The following is a 17,306-nucleotide window of genomic DNA, read 5'->3' on the forward strand; positions in this document are numbered from 1 at the left end:
AGGGCGAGGGCTAGGCCTCCACAAACTCCTTGCGCGTATACCCCTGCGCATAGAGCAGCGCGGTGAGATCGCCGTGGTCGATGCGCGCTGTCGCTGCGGCCGCCACCGCGGGCTTGGCGTGATACGCAACGCCGAGCCCAGCCGCCTGGATCATCGCGAGATCGTTGGCGCCGTCGCCGACGACCAGCGTATCGATCTCGTCGAGATCGAACGACTCCATGAGATCAACCAGCGTCGCGAGTTTTGCCGCGCGACCCAAAATCGGCTCCTTCACTTCGCCCGTGAACTTGCCGTCGCGCACGATCAGCTCGTTGGCGCGGTTCTCCTGGAAGCCGATCTTCGCGGCGACCGCTTTGGTGAACAGCGTAAAACCCCCGGAGACGAGACAGGCGTAGGCGCCGTGGGCGCGCATGGTCGTGACCAGCTCACGGCCGCCCGGCGTCAGCGTGATGTGCTTGGCGAGGACATCGTCGACGACGCCGACCGGCAGATCCTTCAGCAGCGCGACGCGCTCGCGCAGGGCGGGCTCGAACTCGATTTCGCCGCGCATGGCGCGCTCGGTGATACCAGCGACGTGCGCCTTGAGCCCGACGAAATCGGCGAGCTCGTCGATGCACTCCTGGCCGATCATGGTGGAATCCATGTCGGCGAGAAAAAGCCTCTTGCGCCGGAAGCCGGCAGGCTGCACGACGATGTCGATCGGCAGGTCGCCGCGCAGCTCGCGCAACCGCTGTTCAATGGCGTGGCGATCGCCTTGGAGGTTATCCTGCGCGCCGAAGGGTATGTCGACCGCGACCCCGTCGAACAGCCAATGCGCGGGCGCGGCCGAGGGCAGCACGGCACGCGCGCCGTCGACGATGGTGCTGTCGAGCGCGGGACTATTGGGATTGCAGATCAGCGTGGCGACGAGGGACATTTGAGGTTTTCGTGAGCGAGGGGCAAGTGAGCAAGGCCGTGCTTATCGCAGGCCCGACCGCCAGCGGCAAGTCGGCGCTGGCGCTCGAACTTGCGCTGAGTGCCGGCGGTGTCGTGATCAACGCCGATTCCATGCAGGTCTATCGCGATCTGCGCATCATCACGGCGCGTCCGACGCGGGACGAGGAGGCGCAGGTCCCGCACCGTCTTTATGGCCATGTCGACGCGGCCGTGAATTTTTCGGCCGGCGCCTGGCTCGCGGATGCTGCGGTAGCGTTGTCCGAGGCCCTGGCGCAAGGCCGCCTGCCGATCTTCATCGGTGGCACCGGGCTCTATTTCAAGGCGCTGACGAGGGGCCTCTCGACGGTGCCGCCGATTCCGCCCGAGGTGCGCGACAGCGTGCGCGCGCGGCTCGAGCGCAACGGCGTCGAGGCACTGCATGCGGAACTCGCTGGCCGCGATCCCGTCGCCGCCGGGCGGCTGAATATGCGCGACCGCACCCGCATCGCACGCGCTCTCGAAGTGGTCGAGGCGACCGGCCGCTCGCTGCTCGACTGGCATCGCGAGGGCCAGCCGCCACTATTGCCGAAAGACAGTTTCAGCGCGCTGTTCCTTGCCCCCGAGCGCGACGAACTCTACGCCCGCATCGATGCCCGCTTCGACGCCATGCTGAGGGCTGGCGCGCTCAAGGAAATTGAGCAACTCGCCGCGCGCGATCTCGATCCGCTGCTGCCGGCGATGAAGGCCCATGGCGTGCCCGTGCTGATCCGGCACCTGCGCGGCGAAATCAGCCTGGACGAGGCGGCGGAGATCGGCCGGGCCGACACCCGCCACTACGCCAAGCGCCAGTTCACCTGGTTCCGGCACCAATTGCCGGAGTTCGAATGGGTGAAGCCGCAGCAGGCGGGGATGGCTGGCCGCTGCCGTGGGGGTGGGGTGAGGCGCTGGCTCGCTTAACCGCCGGGGCGCACGAGCCCGGAACCCACACCCCCAGGAGGTCGTGCGGGATGACAGGCGGCTGCAGCTTCGCGAACCTTTATGGATTTCGCGCGCGATGCCTCGCATCGCCTCCGGAATGACGAGCTTTTGCGTCCGTGTCGCAAGATTCCCTCTCGCCGAATGCCAGGAACGCCGCTACAGTCCTCGAAATCGCGCGAAAATGGCCGCCCTGCCTTGACATCCAGGGTTTGGCCGCTATGTTTCGCGCAACCTTTGGGAAGTCGAGCCGACCTCATGCGTAACATTATTACCAAACTCCTTATCGTCGTCGTACCCAGGCGCATCGCCGGGGATGGCTAGCGGCCATCCAAAACCGAGCGGTGCGCATGGGGCCTCTTGGGGCCCTTTTTTATTTCCCGAACCAGACCTGAACGAAGCCGCTGACAACAGCGCATCCGGAGCAAGACCAATGACCGAGAACAGCCACGATCCGAACCAGATGACCGGCGCCGCGATGATCGTGCGCGCGCTCATCGATCATGGCGTGACGGACATTTTCGGCTATCCCGGCGGCGCGGTGCTTCCGATCTATGACGAAATCTTCCAGCAGAGCGAGATCCAGCACGTCCTGGTGCGGCACGAGCAGGGCGCGGGCCATGCCGCGGAAGGCTATGCGCGCTCGACCGGCAAGCCCGGCGTCGCGCTGGTGACCTCCGGCCCCGGCGCCACCAATATGGTGACGCCGCTGACGGATGCGCTGATGGACTCGATTCCGCTTGTCTGCATCACCGGTCAGGTGCCGACACATCTGATCGGCAATGACGCGTTCCAGGAATGCGACACTGTCGGCATCACGCGACCCTGCACCAAGCACAACTGGCTGGTGCGCGACGTCAACGATCTCGCAAAAGTGCTGCACGAGGCGTTCTACGTCGCCACCTCGGGCCGGCCGGGGCCGGTGCTGGTCGACGTGCCGAAGGACGTGCAATTCGCGACCGGCACCTACCATCCGCCGCGCAAGTCCGACGTGCACGTCTCCTACGCGCCGCGCGTGAAGGGCGACGCGATGCAGATCCGCAAAGCCGTTTCGCTGCTCGCCAATGCCAAGCGACCGGTGATCTATTCCGGTGGCGGCGTGATCAATTCCGGACCCGAAGCCTCAAAACTGTTGCGCGAGCTGGTCGAGGTCACTGGCTTCCCGATCACCTCGACGCTGATGGGCCTGGGCGCCTATCCGGCGTCCGGCAAGAACTGGCTCGGCATGCTCGGCATGCACGGCACCTACGAAGCCAACATGACCATGCATGACTGCGACGTCATGCTGTGCGTCGGCGCGCGCTTCGACGACCGCATCACCGGCCGAGTCGACGCTTTCTCGCCCGGCTCGAAGAAGATCCACATCGACATCGACCCGTCCTCGATCAACAAGAACATCCGCATCGATGTTCCGATCATCGGGGACTGCGGCAACATCCTCGGCGACATCCTCCAGGTGTTTAAGGCAGAGGCGAAGAAGCCCGACATAAGAGCGTGGTGGCAGCAGATCGCGCAATGGCGCGCGCGCAATTCGCTGTACTTCAAGAAGAACAACGACATCATCCTGCCGCAGCACGCGATCCAGCGCCTGTTCGAGCTGACGCGCGGCAAGGACGTCTACATCACCACCGAGGTCGGCCAGCACCAGATGTGGGCGGCGCAGTTCTTCGGCTTCGAGGAGCCGCATCGCTGGATGACGTCCGGCGGCCTCGGCACCATGGGTTATGGCCTGCCGGCCGCGGTCGGCGTCCAGGTGGCACACCCGGACAGCCTCGTCATCGACATCGCGGGTGACGCCTCGGTGCAGATGACGATCCAGGAGATGTCGACGGCGGTGCAGTACGAACTGCCGATCAAGATCTTCATCCTGAACAACCAGTACATGGGCATGGTGCGGCAGTGGCAGCAACTGCTGCACGGCAACCGGTTGTCGCATTCGTATTCCGAAGCGCTGCCGGATTTCGTCAAGCTCGCGGAAGCCTATGGCGGCGTCGGCATCCGGGCGCACAAGCCCGCCGATCTCGACGGCGCGATCAAGGAGATGATCTCGGTCAAGCGCCCGGTATTGTTCGACTGCCGCGTCGCGGCGCTCGAAAACTGCTTCCCGATGATCCCCTCAGGCAAGGCGCATAACGAGATGTTGTTGCCGGAGCAGGCCGACGACGAGGCGACGGCAACCGCATTCGCCGGCGGCAAGGCGCTGGTGTGATGCCGCCGAACACAAATTCCGCTGTCATCGCCCGGCTTGACCGGGCGATCCAGTACGCCGCGGCCTCTCGATTGCTCTGTGGCGCCTCTGGAATACTGGATCCGCGCTTTCGCGGGGATGACAGGAGCGAGAGAAGGTCGACGGGAACACAATATGTTTGATCTCCGTGAGCTCGAGCGCGCGCATGCGATCGTGGGGCAGGCGGTGCCGGCGACGCCCGCACACACCTGGCCGCTTCTCGCCGACCGGCTCGGTACCCGCGTCGTGGTCAAGCATGAGAACCACACGCCGATCGGCGCTTTCAAGGTGCGCGGCGGGCTCGTCTATCTCGAGCGGCTGAAGCGCGGGCGGCCGAACACGCCCGGCATCATCTCGGCAACGCGCGGCAATCACGGACAGAGTCTGGCGTTTGCCGCAAGCCGGCACGGCGTGCCCGCGGTGATCTATGTGCCGCGCGGCAATTCGGTCGAGAAGAACCGCGCGATGAGGGCCTTTGGCGCCGAGCTCGTCGAGCACGGCGAGGATTTTCAGGCCGCGCGCGAGGAAGCCGAGCGCCGTGCGCAGTTCGCAGGCCTCCACATGGTGCCGTCGTTCCACCCGGACCTTGTGCTGGGCGTTGCGACCTATGCGCTGGAATTGTTCCGGGCCCAGCCTGATCTCGACGTGCTCTACGTGCCGATCGGCCAGGGCTCCGGCATCTGCGGTTGCATCATGGCGCGCGACCTGCTCGGTCTGAAGACTGAGATCGTCGGCGTGCAGTCGACGGAGGCGCCGTCCTACGCGCTGTCGTTTGCGGCCGGCACGGTCGTGACGACGGAAACCAGCAACACGCTCGCCGACGGCATGGCGACGCGCATTCCCGACGCCGATGCGCTCGCGCTCATCCGCAAGGGCGCATCGCGCATCGTAGAGGTCACCGACGACGAGGTCGCCGCGGCGATCCGCGCCTATTGGACCGACACGCACAATCTCGCCGAAGGCGCCGGCGCGGCCGCGCTCGCGGCAGCGCTGCAGGAGAAGAGCAGGCTCGGGGGCAGGCGAGTGGGTCTCGTGCTCTCGGGCGGCAACATCGATTTCGAGCTGTTTCGCCGCTGGGTTGGGACGGACGCGCCGATCGCCCAAACGGTGGTTGCATGATGACCCGAGCGTTTGCCGAGAACTCCGCTGTCATCGTCCGGCTTGACCGGACGATCCAGTACGTCGCGGCAGGTGTGGGAATCTCAGGCGCCGGTGATTACTGGATGCCCGCCTTCGCGGGCATGACGAGGAAGATTTGAGGGGACGATCATGAACCAGCCCGCATCCGCCTATTTCCTTGAGGACCGCCACGATCCCAACGAGACGCATACGCTCTCGGTGCTCGTGCAGAACGAGCCCGGCGTGCTCGCCCGCGTCATCGGCCTGTTCTCGGGACGCGGCTACAACATCGAGAGCCTCACGGTCTCCGAGACCGAGAGCCAGAAGCATCTCTCGCGCATCACCATCGTCACGACAGGAACGCCGATGGTGATCGAGCAGATCAAGCATCAGCTCGACCGCATGATCCCGGTCTATCGCGTCGTCGACATGACGCAGACCCGGCGCTCGATCGAGCGCGAGCTCGCGATGGTGAAAGTGCGCGGCGAGGGCGAGCATCGCGTCGAGGCGCTCAGGCTGGCGGACGCCTTCCGCGCCCGCGTGATCGACGCCACCACCGAGAGCTTTGTGTTCGAGATCACGGGCAATACGGACAAGATCAACCAGTTTATCGACCTGATGCGCCCCATCGGCCTTGTCGAGGTGTCGCGCACCGGGGTTGCCGCGATCGGTCGCGGGCCTGAAGGGATGTGAACAATGCTGGCGCGCGACTGGTACTACAACGAACGCAACCGGATGGGCATCGAGCCCGCGGTCGCCTCGATCTACGACAACCACGATGACGCCGATCTGCGCGCGCGCGCCGCGCTGAAGATGCTCGGCGTCCAGCGCGGCTGGCGCATCGCCGACATCGGCTGCGGCAATGGCGTACTTGCGACCGAGGCCGCGTTGATGGGCGCCGAGGTCGACGCCATCGACATCTCGCCGGCGATGCTGGCGCTCGCCGAGATCTATGCGCGCGACCGCAAGGCCAAGGTCGCGACGCAATCGGCGGGCCTGCTCAGCTTCTCCTATCAGCCGGACTCCTATGACCTCATCGTCAGCGAATTCACGCTGCATCATCTGCCGGATTTCTGGAAGGCAGTGGCGCTGTCGCGCATCTATCGCGCGTTGAAGCCGGGTTCGAGCTTCTATTTGCGCGACATCGTGTTCGTCTCGATGCCGGATGCGGCCGAGCGCGACGTCGAGCAATGGGCCGACTTCCAGATCAAGAACCACGAGTTTTCGCGCGAGACTGTCGTCACGCATATGCGCGACGAATATTCCACCTTCGGCTGGGTGATGGAGCGAATGCTGACCGACGTCGGTTTCACGCTCGTCTCGGCCGATTATCACGCCCCGATGCACGGCACCTATCTGCTGCGCAAATCCAACCCTTCCACGTAAGCGCCGGCTAGCAAGGCTGAACGACAAGAACACGCACGCAAAACAGAGCCCGAAGAAGAACAGCAATGAAGCCGGCCGACATCCTCATCGCCGTCATGGTGGCGATCGTCTGGGGACTTGCCTTCGTGGCGAGCCGGCTGGCGCTCGACGAATTGTCGCCCGAACTCATGACGGCGCTGCGCTTTTCGATTGCCGCGGTGCCCTGCCTGTTCATCCGCAAACCGGGCATCGCCTGGCCGCTCCTGATCGCGATCAGCTCCACGCTGTTCCTCGGCCAGTTCCTGACTCAGGCCTATGGCATCGCCCATGGCGTGCCGGTGGGGCTGACCAGCGTCGTCGTGCAGAGCCAGGCGCTGTTCACGATCGGCTTTGCAGTGCTCGCCTTCGGCGAACGGCCGACGCCGGTGCAGACATCAGGCATTGCCATTGCCGCGATCGGCCTTCTCTTGATCTGCGGCACCGTCGGCTACGATTTCAGCATCAGTGCCTTCGCGGTGCTGATGATCTCGCCGGTCTCTTTTGCGATCGGCAATCTCCTGCTGCGCGGCGCCCGCGGCGTGCCGATGTTCGACCTGTTCGCCTGGCTGTGCCTGACGTCAGCCGCGCCACTGTTGGCACTGGCGCTGATCGCCAATGGTCCGGCGCCGACCTGGCAAGCGCTGACGCATATGTCGCTGACCACTGCGCTCTGCATGCTGGCGCTGGGCGGCCTCTCGACCAGCATCGCCTATTGGCTGTGGGGCCGGCTGCTGCACGACTATCCGGCTGCGCAGGTCGTGCCGTTCGCGCTGCTGGTGCCTTTCGTCGGCTCGGCCGCGTCGAGCATCGTGTTCGCTGAGCGGTTCGGACCCCTGCGGCTCGCCGGCATGCTGACCGTGATCGGCGGTATCGCGGTGATGCTGCTGGCCAAGCGTCCGCAAGTCCTGCCGAAGACAGCGTGAGGTGAAGATGTCGCTCATGTATGCCTTCATCGTCTTTGCGATCGTGATGTACTTCACGCCCGGCCCGAACAACATCATGCTGCTGTCGTCGGGCCTGACTTACGGCTTCCGCCGCACCATTCCCCACATCGCCGGGATCACCATCGGATTCGCCTTCATGGTCGCAACCGTCGGTCTGGGGCTGGGGACGGTCTTCCTGGCGTATCCTATCCTCCAGACCATCCTGAAATATGCCGGCGCCGCCTACCTGATCTATCTGGCCGTCGCGATCGCCCTTTCCGGCCCGGCCAAGCCGGGCGAGGAAAAGGGCAGGGGGCCGATGACCTTCTGGGGCGCGGCCATGTTCCAGTGGATCAATGCCAAGGGATGGGTGATCGTGATCGGCACCCTCACTGCCTATGCGGCGATTGCCCAATTCCCCATCAATATCGCCATCCAGACCCTGATCAGCTTGATCGTCGGCGCGGTCTCGACCGTGGTCTGGGCCCTGTTCGGGAGCGCGCTCCGGCCGATCCTGACCTCCGAGCGGCTGGTCCGCGCCTTCAATATCCTGATGGCGGTCCTGCTGCTTGCCTCCCTCTACCCCGTTTTCACGGATGCATGATGCCGCGGATTTCCATGCAGAAACGGGTTTCCTTCGGGGCGGAAAATGCTCTAGACAGCCCCCGAAATCCGCAAATTTCACCCCTCGACACCTGACCATTGGCCGATTTTCGGCCCTCAATGAGGAAACGACTATGCGTGTTTATTACGATCGCGACGCCGACCTGAATCTGATCAAGGGCAAGAAGGTCGCCATCGTCGGCTATGGCGCCCAGGGCCACGCCCATGCGCTGAACCTGAAGGATTCCGGCGTCAAGGATATGGCCATTGCGCTGTACAAGGGGTCGGCCTCGGCCAAGAAGGCGGAAGCCGCCGGCTTCAAGGTGATGGAGGTGGCGGAGGCCGCGAAATGGGCCGACCTCGTCATGATGCTGACCCCGGACGAGGTTCAGGGCGACATCTACCGCGAGCACCTGCACGACAACATGAAGAAGGGCGCGGCGCTGGTGTTCGCGCACGGCCTCAACGTCCACTTCAACCTGCTCGACCCGCGCGCCGACCTCGATGTGCTGATGGTCGCCCCGAAGGGCCCCGGTCACACCGTGCGCTCGGAGTATCAGCGCGGTGGTGGCGTGCCCTGCCTGATCGCAATCGCCAAGGACGTGTCGGGCAACGCCCATGACCTCGGCCTCTCCTACGCCTCGGCGGTCGGCGGCGGCCGCGCCGGCATCATCGAGACCACCTTCAAGGAAGAGTGCGAGACCGACCTGTTCGGCGAGCAGGTGGTGCTCTGTGGCGGCCTCGTCGAGCTGATCAAGGGCGGCTACGAGACGCTGGTCGAGGCCGGCTACGCTCCCGAAATGGCCTATTTCGAGTGCCTGCACGAAGTGAAGCTGATTGTCGACCTGATCTATGAAGGCGGCATCGCCAACATGAACTACTCGATCTCCAACACCGCCGAGTACGGTGAGTACGTCACCGGTCCGCGCATCATCACCGACGAGACCAGGAAGGAGATGAAGCGGGTTCTCAACGATATCCAGTCCGGCAAGTTCTCGCGCGACTGGATGCTCGAGAACAAGGTCAACCAGACCTCGTTCAAGGCGACCCGTGCCAGGCTCGCCGCGCATCCGATCGAGGAGGTCGGCGCGAAACTCCGCGACATGATGCCCTGGATCAAGAAGGGCGCGCTGGTCGACAAGTCGAAGAACTGACGTTGGCGTCCCCCGGATGCAGCGCAGCACGAGGTGATGGGCTGTTGATCCGGGGTCCAAGCCGCTGAACAGGTCCCGGCTCTGCGGCGCATCGATGGCGCGCTGCACCGCGCCTGGGGATGCGAGAGTTGAGTGGGGGGCCTTCCCACCAGCTACACCAAATTTTAAGCCCTTGCGGCTACAACCTGAGCGAGATCACAGCCTGTGGTCTCGCTCTTTCCTTCTCAGCGCAAACGCTGGTGCTTCATTCAAATTCTTCGATGTTGAGGCGCAACCTGAAGATCAAGAACTGACACTTAAAGCATATTCTTGAGCTCGCGCTGTTTCTGAGGTCTTTTCTTCGCCTCTCCAATCCGCAAAAACCCAGCGGCGTCAGAGTCTAGCATTCGGCTCTTCATCCGTCCTGCCATCTGTTGCGCGAATGCGAGCGGACGACCTCGCGCGCCGCATTAGGCTAAGAACTGACGTTTGATCGAGGTTCTTGCAGGCCGTCGCAGATGCGAAATGGCGCTGCTTGATTGCTCAACTAACAGGCTAGCCCGCCGCGACCGGCTTCGGGCGCGAGCTCGGGCCATCGCGATCAGCCGCAGCGCCATGACGGCGAGGATGGGGACGAGGAAGGCCGCATGGAGCGGCATCGCCGGGCTCGCTGCATCTCTCCCGTTGCGGGGCGTGGGCCGTCTTCTTAGGAGACGCCTGCGATCCACGGCTACGGCGAAGCGCCGGGTGGGACTCTCTCCACCTGGTCGTCCTGCTCATGACACGACCCTCCAACCCTCCCCCGCCAAGCGGAAGGGGGAGCGCACCTCGGCCGTGGTTATCTGAATGCCCAAATCCGCCAGCCAGAAGTCCAAACCTCGGGTAGGCCGCCGCGCCGCCGAAGCCCGGCCCTACCACCACGGCGATCTCCGCCGCGTGCTGATTGACGCTGCGCTGCAACTTGCGTTGGGCGATGCGCAACCCCGCCCATTTCGAGATCATCTCGACAGGGCGCTACTTCGCCCATGGCAGTTCGCCTGAGCTCACCAGCGACAATGCGGAACTGATCGCGCTGACCGAGCGCATGCTGGGTGAGGCAGCCCGGCAGGGCCTGTTGCGACAGGACGAGTTGAAGCCAACCCAGATCGCTGCCCGCGCCCTGGTCTATGGTTTTGCACGCATGAACCTTGACGGCCATTTTCCGCGCTGGGGCGTCGAGGAGGGCGAGATTGAAGATGGCCGCAGCGGTGATCGACGTCTTCATCGCCGGCATCGCGAAGCCGGGCCGCGCATTCGCCGCCCGCTAGTATTAAGCGAAGGTCGGACGGCGTGGCGCGTTGCCTGCTCATGACTGTTCCGCTACAGTTTTATGACACGGCGCTCTCCGGCGGCGCCGGGACGCTCTGGCCGCCAGCAGGCCGGCCAGAGGACTTGGCATCAGCGCGCCGGACCGTGTTCAGCGTGTCGTCAATGGCGTCCGCGCCCAACCCAGGTCCTTCTGCCGCCACCGCCGTGCTGGCGAGCGTTGCCGCGATCGGCATCTGGCGCCTTCTCGCCGTCGCCTCCCCGCATCTGGCTGCACTCGCACTGATGTACGAGACCGAGACCGACTTCGGCTCGCGCCTCGGTTTCGCGCTTGCGTGGGGCATCCTCAATTTCTTCTGGATCACCCTGCTCCGCCGCCCTGCGCTGTCGGGCGCGCTGTCGCTGACCATGGTCGTGGTGCTGGTGCTGCTGTCGCGGCTCAAGCACGACGTCGTACAGATGACGGTCAACTTCATCGACCTGATGATGATCGACCGCGACACGGTCGCCTTCCTGTTCACGATCTTCCCGAACCTGCGCTGGTCGGTGATCGGCGCCTGCCTCGTCATCCTGCCGCTGATGTATGCGCTGTGGTGGCTCGATCCGTTCCGCATCCGCCGCCTGCCGGCGCTCGCCTGCAAGCTCGCCTGCCTCGCCGCGCTGGTCGGCTATTCCCTTTATCATCCGGACGAAGCCTGGCGCGGTTATTACGACGACGGCTATCTCTCCAAATTCTTCCGCTCCGGCGTCACTGCAGTCTCCGACTTCGTGCAGTACGGCTTCATGGAATCCGCCGCCTCGACCGACGAGCATCTCAACATGCCGCTGGTCGATGCCTGCCATCCAGCGGGGCGGCGGCCGAACATCATCATGATCCATGATGAATCCAGTTTCGACATCCGAGCCGCGCAAGGCATCAAGGTGCCACCAGGCTACGGCAGTCATTTCAAATCCTGGGACGGCAAGCAGCGCACCTTCCTTGCCGAGAGCAATGGCGGGCCGAGCTGGTTCACCGAATACAACGTGCTCGCCGGCCTGTCGTCGCGCTCGTTCGGCCGCTTCGCCTATTTCGTGACGCGCATCGCCTCGGGCCGCGTCGAGCGTGGCCTGCCGCTCAGCTTGCGCCGCTGCGGCTATGACACGATGTCGCTGTATCCGGCCTACGGCGCCTTCATGAGCGCGCGCAGCTTCCAGATCACGACCGGCATCGAGCGCTTCTATGACGCGAAGGACCTCGGCGCGAAGGACGTCGAGCCGGATTCCTTCTTCTACGACAAGGCGCTTCAGTTGATGGGCCAGCAGCCGCCGAACAAGCCGCTGTTCAGCTTCATCTATCTCGGCGCCAATCATTTTCCCTGGGAGACGCGTTTCCGTCCCGATCTGATGCCAAATTGGCGTGCGCCAGGGAACGCGCCCTCGATCGACGAATATCTGCGCCGCCAGATGATGAGCGCCGAGCAGTACCAGGCCTTCCTGGCCGGGCTGAAGAAGAAGTTTCCCAGTGAGCCCTTCCTGATCGTGCGCTATGGCGATCATCAACCGGAATTTGCGCCGCAGCTCCTCGAGCCCGGGCTCGACGAAGGCGGGCTCGGCAAGAAGCTCGACGATTATGATCCGCGTCTCTACGCCACCTATTATGCGATCGACGCCATCAATTTCGAGCCAGTGAAAAGCGACGCGGTGATGGATACGATCGATGGCGCCTATTTGCCGCTGGTGATCCAGGAAGCCGCAGGTATCCCGCTCGACCCGTCTTTCGCCGCGCAGAAGGACGTGATGCTACGCTGCAAGGGCATCTTCTATGGCTGCAAGGACGGCATGGAAGCGCGACGCCTCAATCGCCTGCTCATCAACGCCGGCATGATCCACGGGCTTTAACGCCGTTTCGGCACCCGCGTCTGCGCGAGCAGGTCATCGTCGACCACCGCGACAGACCGCATCCTTTCGTCGGTGATAACCATTGCGGCAAATCGTCGACGCTCCGTTCTAAATATATCGTATTACGATATTTTAATCTTTCGACGCCAGGCGTGATTTTCGAACTAAAGTCGACGGCGGTCGTGGACGCCATCGACTTCGATATCGCAAAGGGTGAGGTGTTCGGCCTGTTGGGCCCGAACGGCGCCGGCAAGACCACGACCATCCTGATGATGCTCGGCCTGACCGAGATCTCTTCGGGCAGGGTCAGCGTGCTTGGCTTCGATCCGGCGCGCCAGCCGCTACAAGTCAAGCGGCGCGTCGGCTATCTGCCTGATGCGGTCGGCTTCTACGACCAGCTCACGGCAGCTGAAAACCTCGTCTACACCGCGAGGCTGATGGGCCTGTCGCGGGGCGAGCGGACGCGGCGGATCGCGGCGGCGCTTGCGCGCGTCGGGCTTGCCGAGGTTGCGGAGCGGCGGGTCACGACCTTCTCGCGGGGCATGCGCCAGCGCCTCGGGCTTGCCGAGATCATCGTCAAACGTGCCGAAATCGCGATCCTGGACGAGCCGACCTCCGGGCTCGACCCGCAGGCGACGCTCGACAGAGAGGGTCAGGGAGGGGGTGGCCAAACTCTCCCGCAACACGGCTACCCCCTCCATTCCGCTCTATCGTTGTCCGATCTTGGTCCATAACCACCTGGCCACCGCATCTGGCGAGGAGTTCGCGTCGTTGCCGCTGGCGCGCAGATTTGCTTCGCGCATGTCGGCGATGTCGATCCGATCGAGCAGCGGTTTTAGCTCGGCCTTGAGTCGGTCATCGCCGGCGCGCTTGGGGGCGAGCAGCAGAATGGCGTCGTAGGGCGGGATCGCCCGCTTGGGATCGTCGAGCGCCACGAGATCGTATTTCGCGATCAGACCATCGCTGGTGTAGCCCGCGATGACATCGACTTCGCCGCTTGCGACCGCCGCATACATGAAATCGGGCTGCATCTGCCGTTGTGCGCGGAACGCGAGCCCGTACGCATCGCGCAACGCCGCCCATTCCGGGCGCGAGAAGAATTCGTAGTCGCCGGCGATCGACAGGCCTGACGTATGCGCGGCGAGGTCGGCGACGGAATGGATACCAAGCGCTTCCGCGCGCTTTCGCGGCATCACCAGCGCATAGGCGTTCTCGAAGCCGAGCTCGCCGAGCAGCGTGATATTCTGTTTGGCGAGTGCCGTCTTCAGCTCGTCGATCAGCTCCTTGCGCGGTCTGATGTCCGTGCGGTGCAACTGGTTGGCCCAGAGCGTGCCGGAATAATCGACGTAGAGATCGATGTCGCCGGCCTTGAGCGCCTCGAACGCCACGTTGGAGCCGAGGCCGGATCGCGTCATCGCCGGCAGGCCAGCCGCCGCCAGGCGATCCCGGATCAGGGCCGACAGAACATATTGCTCGGCGAACGTCTTGGCGCCGACGACGTAAGCGGGAGACGAGCGTCCGAGCGAGGGCACCAGCGTCGCGGCAACCAGCGCCGCAATCCCGACGCCGCCAAGCGTCGTGCGCAGGCGGCTGCGATTGCGCAAGCCGGTTTCGATCAGGCCGAGCAATTGATCGACCGCAAGCGCCAGCACGGCCGAGGCGACGCAACCGAACAGCACGAACACCCAGTTCTGGGTTTGCAGGCCCGCGAAGATGTAGTTGCCGAGACTGGTTTGCCCGATCGGCGTGGACAAGGTTGCCGTGCCGATCACCCACACCGCCGCAGTGCGGATGCCCGCCATTATCACCGGCAGCGCCAGCGGCAACTCCACCATGACAAGCGATTGCCGCGGCGTCATGCCGACGCCTTGAGCCGCTTCGAGCAAGGCGGGATCGATGCCGTTCAACCCGGTAATGCCATTGCGCAGCACCGGCAGCATGGAATAGAGCGCGAGTGCGAGCATCGCCGGCAGGAAGCCGAAGGCGGAGAAGGCGACGCCGAACCAGGCGAGAGTCACGGAGGTCGCGAGCAGCAGGAGCGGATAGAACAGCGCGAGCAGCGCGAGCCCCGGCACGGTCTGCACGATGCTCGCGAGCGCGAGCAATATGTTGCGCGCCACCGGGCGGTTGCGGCAAAGGATCGCGAGCGGCAGGCTGATGACGAGCCCGAGCGCGAGCGCGGCAAGGCTCACCCGTACATGATTGCCGAGATAGTCCGGCAGATGCGAGAGCGCTTCGCCCCAGCGTGGGTCGGAGGTCGAGCTCATGTCGCACCACCCTGCGGCAGCCGCTCGTTCAGTCGCGCGACCTGGCGCCGCGGCGTCCGCAACAGCTCCAGCACGTAGGCATCGCCGCTTCGACCGAGCTCCGCCGGCGTGCCCTGCGCGAGCAGTCGCCCGGCGCGCATCACCGCGATGCGATCGGCGAGCAAGATCGCTTCCGTCATGTCATGGGTGATCATGACCGTGGTCAGGCCGAGCTTGTGATGCAGCGCGCGATAATCTTCGCCGAGCGCGTCGCGGGTCAGGGGATCGAGCGCGCCGAACGGCTCGTCCATCAGCACGATCCGCGGGCGCGCCGCGAGTGCCCGCGCCACCCCGACGCGCTGGCGCTGTCCGCCGGACAGGTCTTGCGGCAATCGATCGCGATGCTGGGTGCGGTCGAGCCGCACCAGGTCGAGTAGCTCGTCCACGCGTGCGGCAATCCCTCCTTGCGGGATGCCGAGCAGCTTCGGCGTGACGCCGACATTGTCTGCGACGCTCAGGTGCGGAAACAGTCCGCCGCTCTGGAAGACGTAGCCGATGCGGCGCCGCAGCGCGACCGGGTCGACGTGGCCGATGTCCTCGCCCTCGACGGTGATCGTGCCACGGTCGGCCTCGATCAGCCTGTTGGTCAGCCGCAGCAGCGTGGTCTTGCCCGAGCCGGAGCCGCCGACGATGGCCAGAAACTCACCCTCGGCGACGTCGAGCGAAACACCGCCCACGGCCGCGACGGCGCCGAAGTTTTTCGCGACATGCGCATAACCGATCATGGGCTTGGAGGGCATCGATGCGTACTCAGCCTTGCACTCCCGTAGGGGAGATTGATGTATGCGACCCCGTATGGGTACCACGCTTGGCCGCTCGATTGAACTTGCCGGCGCAAGCGGCTAAGGCATCCAGCCAAGAGCTGGGAGGAATCGGCAATGACAACGCCCACGGCTGTGGCGCTCGAGGATACCAAAGTCGCCTTCCGGCTGGGGGACGGGCGCGTCTATACCGCGGTCGAGGAGGCGCAGCTCACCGTCGGCCAGGGCGAGTTCGTCGCCATTGTCGGCCCGACCGGCTGCGGTAAATCCACGCTGCTCAACGTCGCCGCGGGGCTGCTGAAGCCCGCCGCCGGCAGCGTCAAGGTGTTCGACCAGCCGCTCGCAGGCTTGAACCGGGACGCCGGTTATTTGTTCCAGGCCGACGCGCTGTTCCCCTGGAAGACTGCCGTCGACAACGTCGCGATCGGCCTCGAGATCAAGGGCACGCCGCGCCCCGATGCGCTCGCGCGCGCGCAAAAATGGCTGACCTCGGTCGGGCTCGGAGCGTTCGCCAACCGCTATCCGCACATGCTCTCCGGCGGCCAGCGCAAGCGTGTGGCGCTGGCGCAGGTGCTGATCCGTGATCCAAAAATCCTGCTGATGGACGAGCCGTTCGGCCCGCTCGATGCCCAGACCCGGCAGGTCATGGGCAATCTCCTGCTCGAGCTCTGGAGCGCCGACCGCAAGGCGGTGCTGTTCGTTACCCATGACCTCGAGGAGGCGATCGCACTCGCCGACCGCGTCGTGATCATGTCGGCGGGGCCGTCCTCGCGCATCATCGGCAATTGGCGGGTCGAGCTTGCACGCCCGCGCGACATTTTCGAGGTGCGGCTGGACAAGGAGTTCCATGCGCTCCATCGCGAGATCTGGAGCGTGCTCAAGGACGAGGTGATGAAGGGCTACGCGCAATCCACCCTGGCGGAGGCGGTCTGATGTCGCGCCTGACGTTGCTCTCGCTGCAATTGCTGGTCGCCGCGGTCGTGATCGTGCTCTGGCAGGTGCTCTCCACCGTTCCGGTGTTCGGAAAGATCCTGCTGCCGCCGTTCTTCTTCTCCAACCCGGTCGACGTGTTCAGCCAGATCGTCAATTGGTTCGCGAGCGGCGTGATCTGGAAGCATCTCTGGATCACGCTCTGGGAGTCGATCCTCGCCTTCGTGATCGGCTCGCTCGGCGGCGTGCTGGTCGGCTTCTGGTTCGCGCGGCAGCCGCTGGTCGCGGCCGTATTCGATCCCTACGTCAAGATGGTCAACGCCCTGCCGCGCGTGGTGCTCGCGCCGATCTTCGCGCTGTGGCTCGGCCTCGGCATCTGGTCAAAGGTCGCCCTCGGCGTGACGCTGGTGTTCTTCATCGTGTTCTTCAACGTCTATCAGGGCGTCAAGGAGGTCAGCCGCACCGTGCTGGACAATGGCCGCATGCTCGGCATGAGCGAGCAGCAGTTGATGCGGCACGTCTATTGGCCCTCGGCGCTGTCGTGGATGTTCTCCTCGCTGCACACCTCGGTCGGCTTTGCCGTGGTCGGCGCCGTCGTCGGCGAATACCTCGGCTCTGCCGCAGGCCTCGGCTATCTGATCCAGCAGGCCGAAGGCGTGTTTGACGTTGCCGGCGTGTTTGCCGGGATGTTCGTACTGTCGGCCTTCGTCCTCCTGATCGACACGGGCGTGACGATGGTGGAGCGCCGGCTTCTCGTGTGGCGGCCGACGGCCGCGGACGGGCGAGGGTAGGTGTATCCGTAAGTCGCCTTCTCAAGCCAGCCCCGC

Annotated in this window: 16 protein-coding genes; 13 read left to right on the top strand and 3 right to left on the bottom strand. The window is 64.5% G+C overall.

The window, feature by feature from the left end; all coding sequences use genetic code 11:
• Positions 1-10: 10 nt before the first annotated feature.
• Positions 11-916, bottom strand: a complete 906-nt coding sequence (gene serB / locus QA640_RS12460) for a phosphoserine phosphatase SerB (RefSeq protein ID WP_283040918.1) — start codon at positions 914-916, stop codon at positions 11-13.
• Between the two features lie 11 nt (positions 917-927).
• Between serB and miaA the strand changes: the two genes are divergently transcribed.
• The 11 genes from miaA (at position 928) to QA640_RS12515 (ending at position 13,216) form a co-directional block, all read left to right on the top strand.
• On the top strand, positions 928-1,872 hold the full coding sequence (gene miaA / locus QA640_RS12465) for a tRNA (adenosine(37)-N6)-dimethylallyltransferase MiaA (protein WP_349253715.1): 945 nt from the start codon (positions 928-930) through the stop codon (positions 1,870-1,872).
• 451 nt (positions 1,873-2,323) lie between these two features.
• On the top strand, positions 2,324-4,099 hold the full coding sequence (locus QA640_RS12470; RefSeq protein WP_283040920.1) for an acetolactate synthase 3 large subunit: 1,776 nt from the start codon (positions 2,324-2,326) through the stop codon (positions 4,097-4,099).
• Between the two features lie 153 nt (positions 4,100-4,252).
• Entirely contained in the window at positions 4,253-5,236 is a 984-nt protein-coding gene (locus QA640_RS12475; RefSeq protein ID WP_283040921.1) for a threonine dehydratase, read from the top strand.
• A 150-nt stretch (positions 5,237-5,386) separates the two neighbouring features.
• A complete protein-coding gene (gene ilvN / locus QA640_RS12480; RefSeq protein ID WP_283040922.1) occupies positions 5,387-5,929 on the top strand; it encodes an acetolactate synthase small subunit in 543 nt (180 codons plus the stop codon).
• Positions 5,930-5,932: 3 nt separating this feature from the next.
• On the top strand, positions 5,933-6,622 hold the full coding sequence (locus QA640_RS12485; protein WP_283040923.1) for a class I SAM-dependent methyltransferase: 690 nt from the start codon (positions 5,933-5,935) through the stop codon (positions 6,620-6,622).
• A 65-nt stretch (positions 6,623-6,687) separates the two neighbouring features.
• On the top strand, positions 6,688-7,563 hold the full coding sequence (locus QA640_RS12490; RefSeq protein WP_283040924.1) for an EamA family transporter: 876 nt from the start codon (positions 6,688-6,690) through the stop codon (positions 7,561-7,563).
• 1 nt (position 7,564) lies between these two features.
• Positions 7,565-8,167 (top strand): LysE family translocator, encoded by a 603-nt coding sequence (locus QA640_RS12495; protein WP_283040925.1) that lies wholly within the window; start codon positions 7,565-7,567, stop codon positions 8,165-8,167.
• Between the two features lie 133 nt (positions 8,168-8,300).
• Positions 8,301-9,320 carry a ketol-acid reductoisomerase gene (gene ilvC, locus QA640_RS12500; protein WP_283040927.1) on the top strand — a complete coding sequence of 340 codons (1,020 nt, stop codon included), beginning with the start codon at positions 8,301-8,303 and terminating at the stop codon, positions 9,318-9,320.
• A gap of 952 nt (positions 9,321-10,272) precedes the next feature.
• A complete protein-coding gene (locus tag QA640_RS12505; RefSeq protein WP_283040928.1) occupies positions 10,273-10,650 on the top strand; it encodes a TetR-like C-terminal domain-containing protein in 378 nt (125 codons plus the stop codon).
• A gap of 119 nt (positions 10,651-10,769) precedes the next feature.
• The gene (locus tag QA640_RS12510; protein ID WP_283042779.1) at positions 10,770-12,482 is read left to right on the top strand and encodes a sulfatase-like hydrolase/transferase; all 1,713 of its coding nucleotides are present in this window, start codon (positions 10,770-10,772) and stop codon (positions 12,480-12,482) included.
• Between the two features lie 152 nt (positions 12,483-12,634).
• Positions 12,635-13,216, top strand: coding sequence for an ABC transporter ATP-binding protein (locus QA640_RS12515; protein ID WP_283040929.1), 582 nt, complete (start codon positions 12,635-12,637; stop codon positions 13,214-13,216).
• Here QA640_RS12515 and QA640_RS12520 read toward each other — a convergent pair.
• Together QA640_RS12520 and QA640_RS12525 are read right to left on the bottom strand one after the other, a co-directional pair.
• Entirely contained in the window at positions 13,190-14,749 is a 1,560-nt protein-coding gene (locus tag QA640_RS12520; RefSeq protein ID WP_283040930.1) for an ABC transporter permease/substrate-binding protein, read from the bottom strand. The two genes, QA640_RS12515 and QA640_RS12520, sit on opposite strands and share 27 nt — an antisense overlap.
• Positions 14,746-15,528: an ABC transporter ATP-binding protein gene (locus QA640_RS12525; protein ID WP_283040931.1), complete on the bottom strand. Its 783-nt coding sequence runs from the start codon at positions 15,526-15,528 to the stop codon at positions 14,746-14,748. Before QA640_RS12525 ends, QA640_RS12520 begins: the two co-directional genes overlap by 4 nt.
• Positions 15,529-15,666: 138 nt before the next feature.
• On the opposite strand from QA640_RS12525, the gene QA640_RS12530 reads away from it, so the two are divergent.
• Together QA640_RS12530 and QA640_RS12535 are read left to right on the top strand one after the other, a co-directional pair.
• Positions 15,667-16,482, top strand: coding sequence for an ABC transporter ATP-binding protein (locus QA640_RS12530; protein WP_283040932.1), 816 nt, complete (start codon positions 15,667-15,669; stop codon positions 16,480-16,482).
• On the top strand, positions 16,482-17,270 hold the full coding sequence (locus tag QA640_RS12535) for an ABC transporter permease (protein ID WP_283040933.1): 789 nt from the start codon (positions 16,482-16,484) through the stop codon (positions 17,268-17,270). Before QA640_RS12530 ends, QA640_RS12535 begins: the two co-directional genes overlap by 1 nt.
• Positions 17,271-17,306 lie beyond the last annotated feature (36 nt).

Origin of the sequence: Bradyrhizobium sp. CB82, assembly GCF_029714405.1 — a bacterium.
Lineage (GTDB): Bacteria > Pseudomonadota > Alphaproteobacteria > Rhizobiales > Xanthobacteraceae > Bradyrhizobium.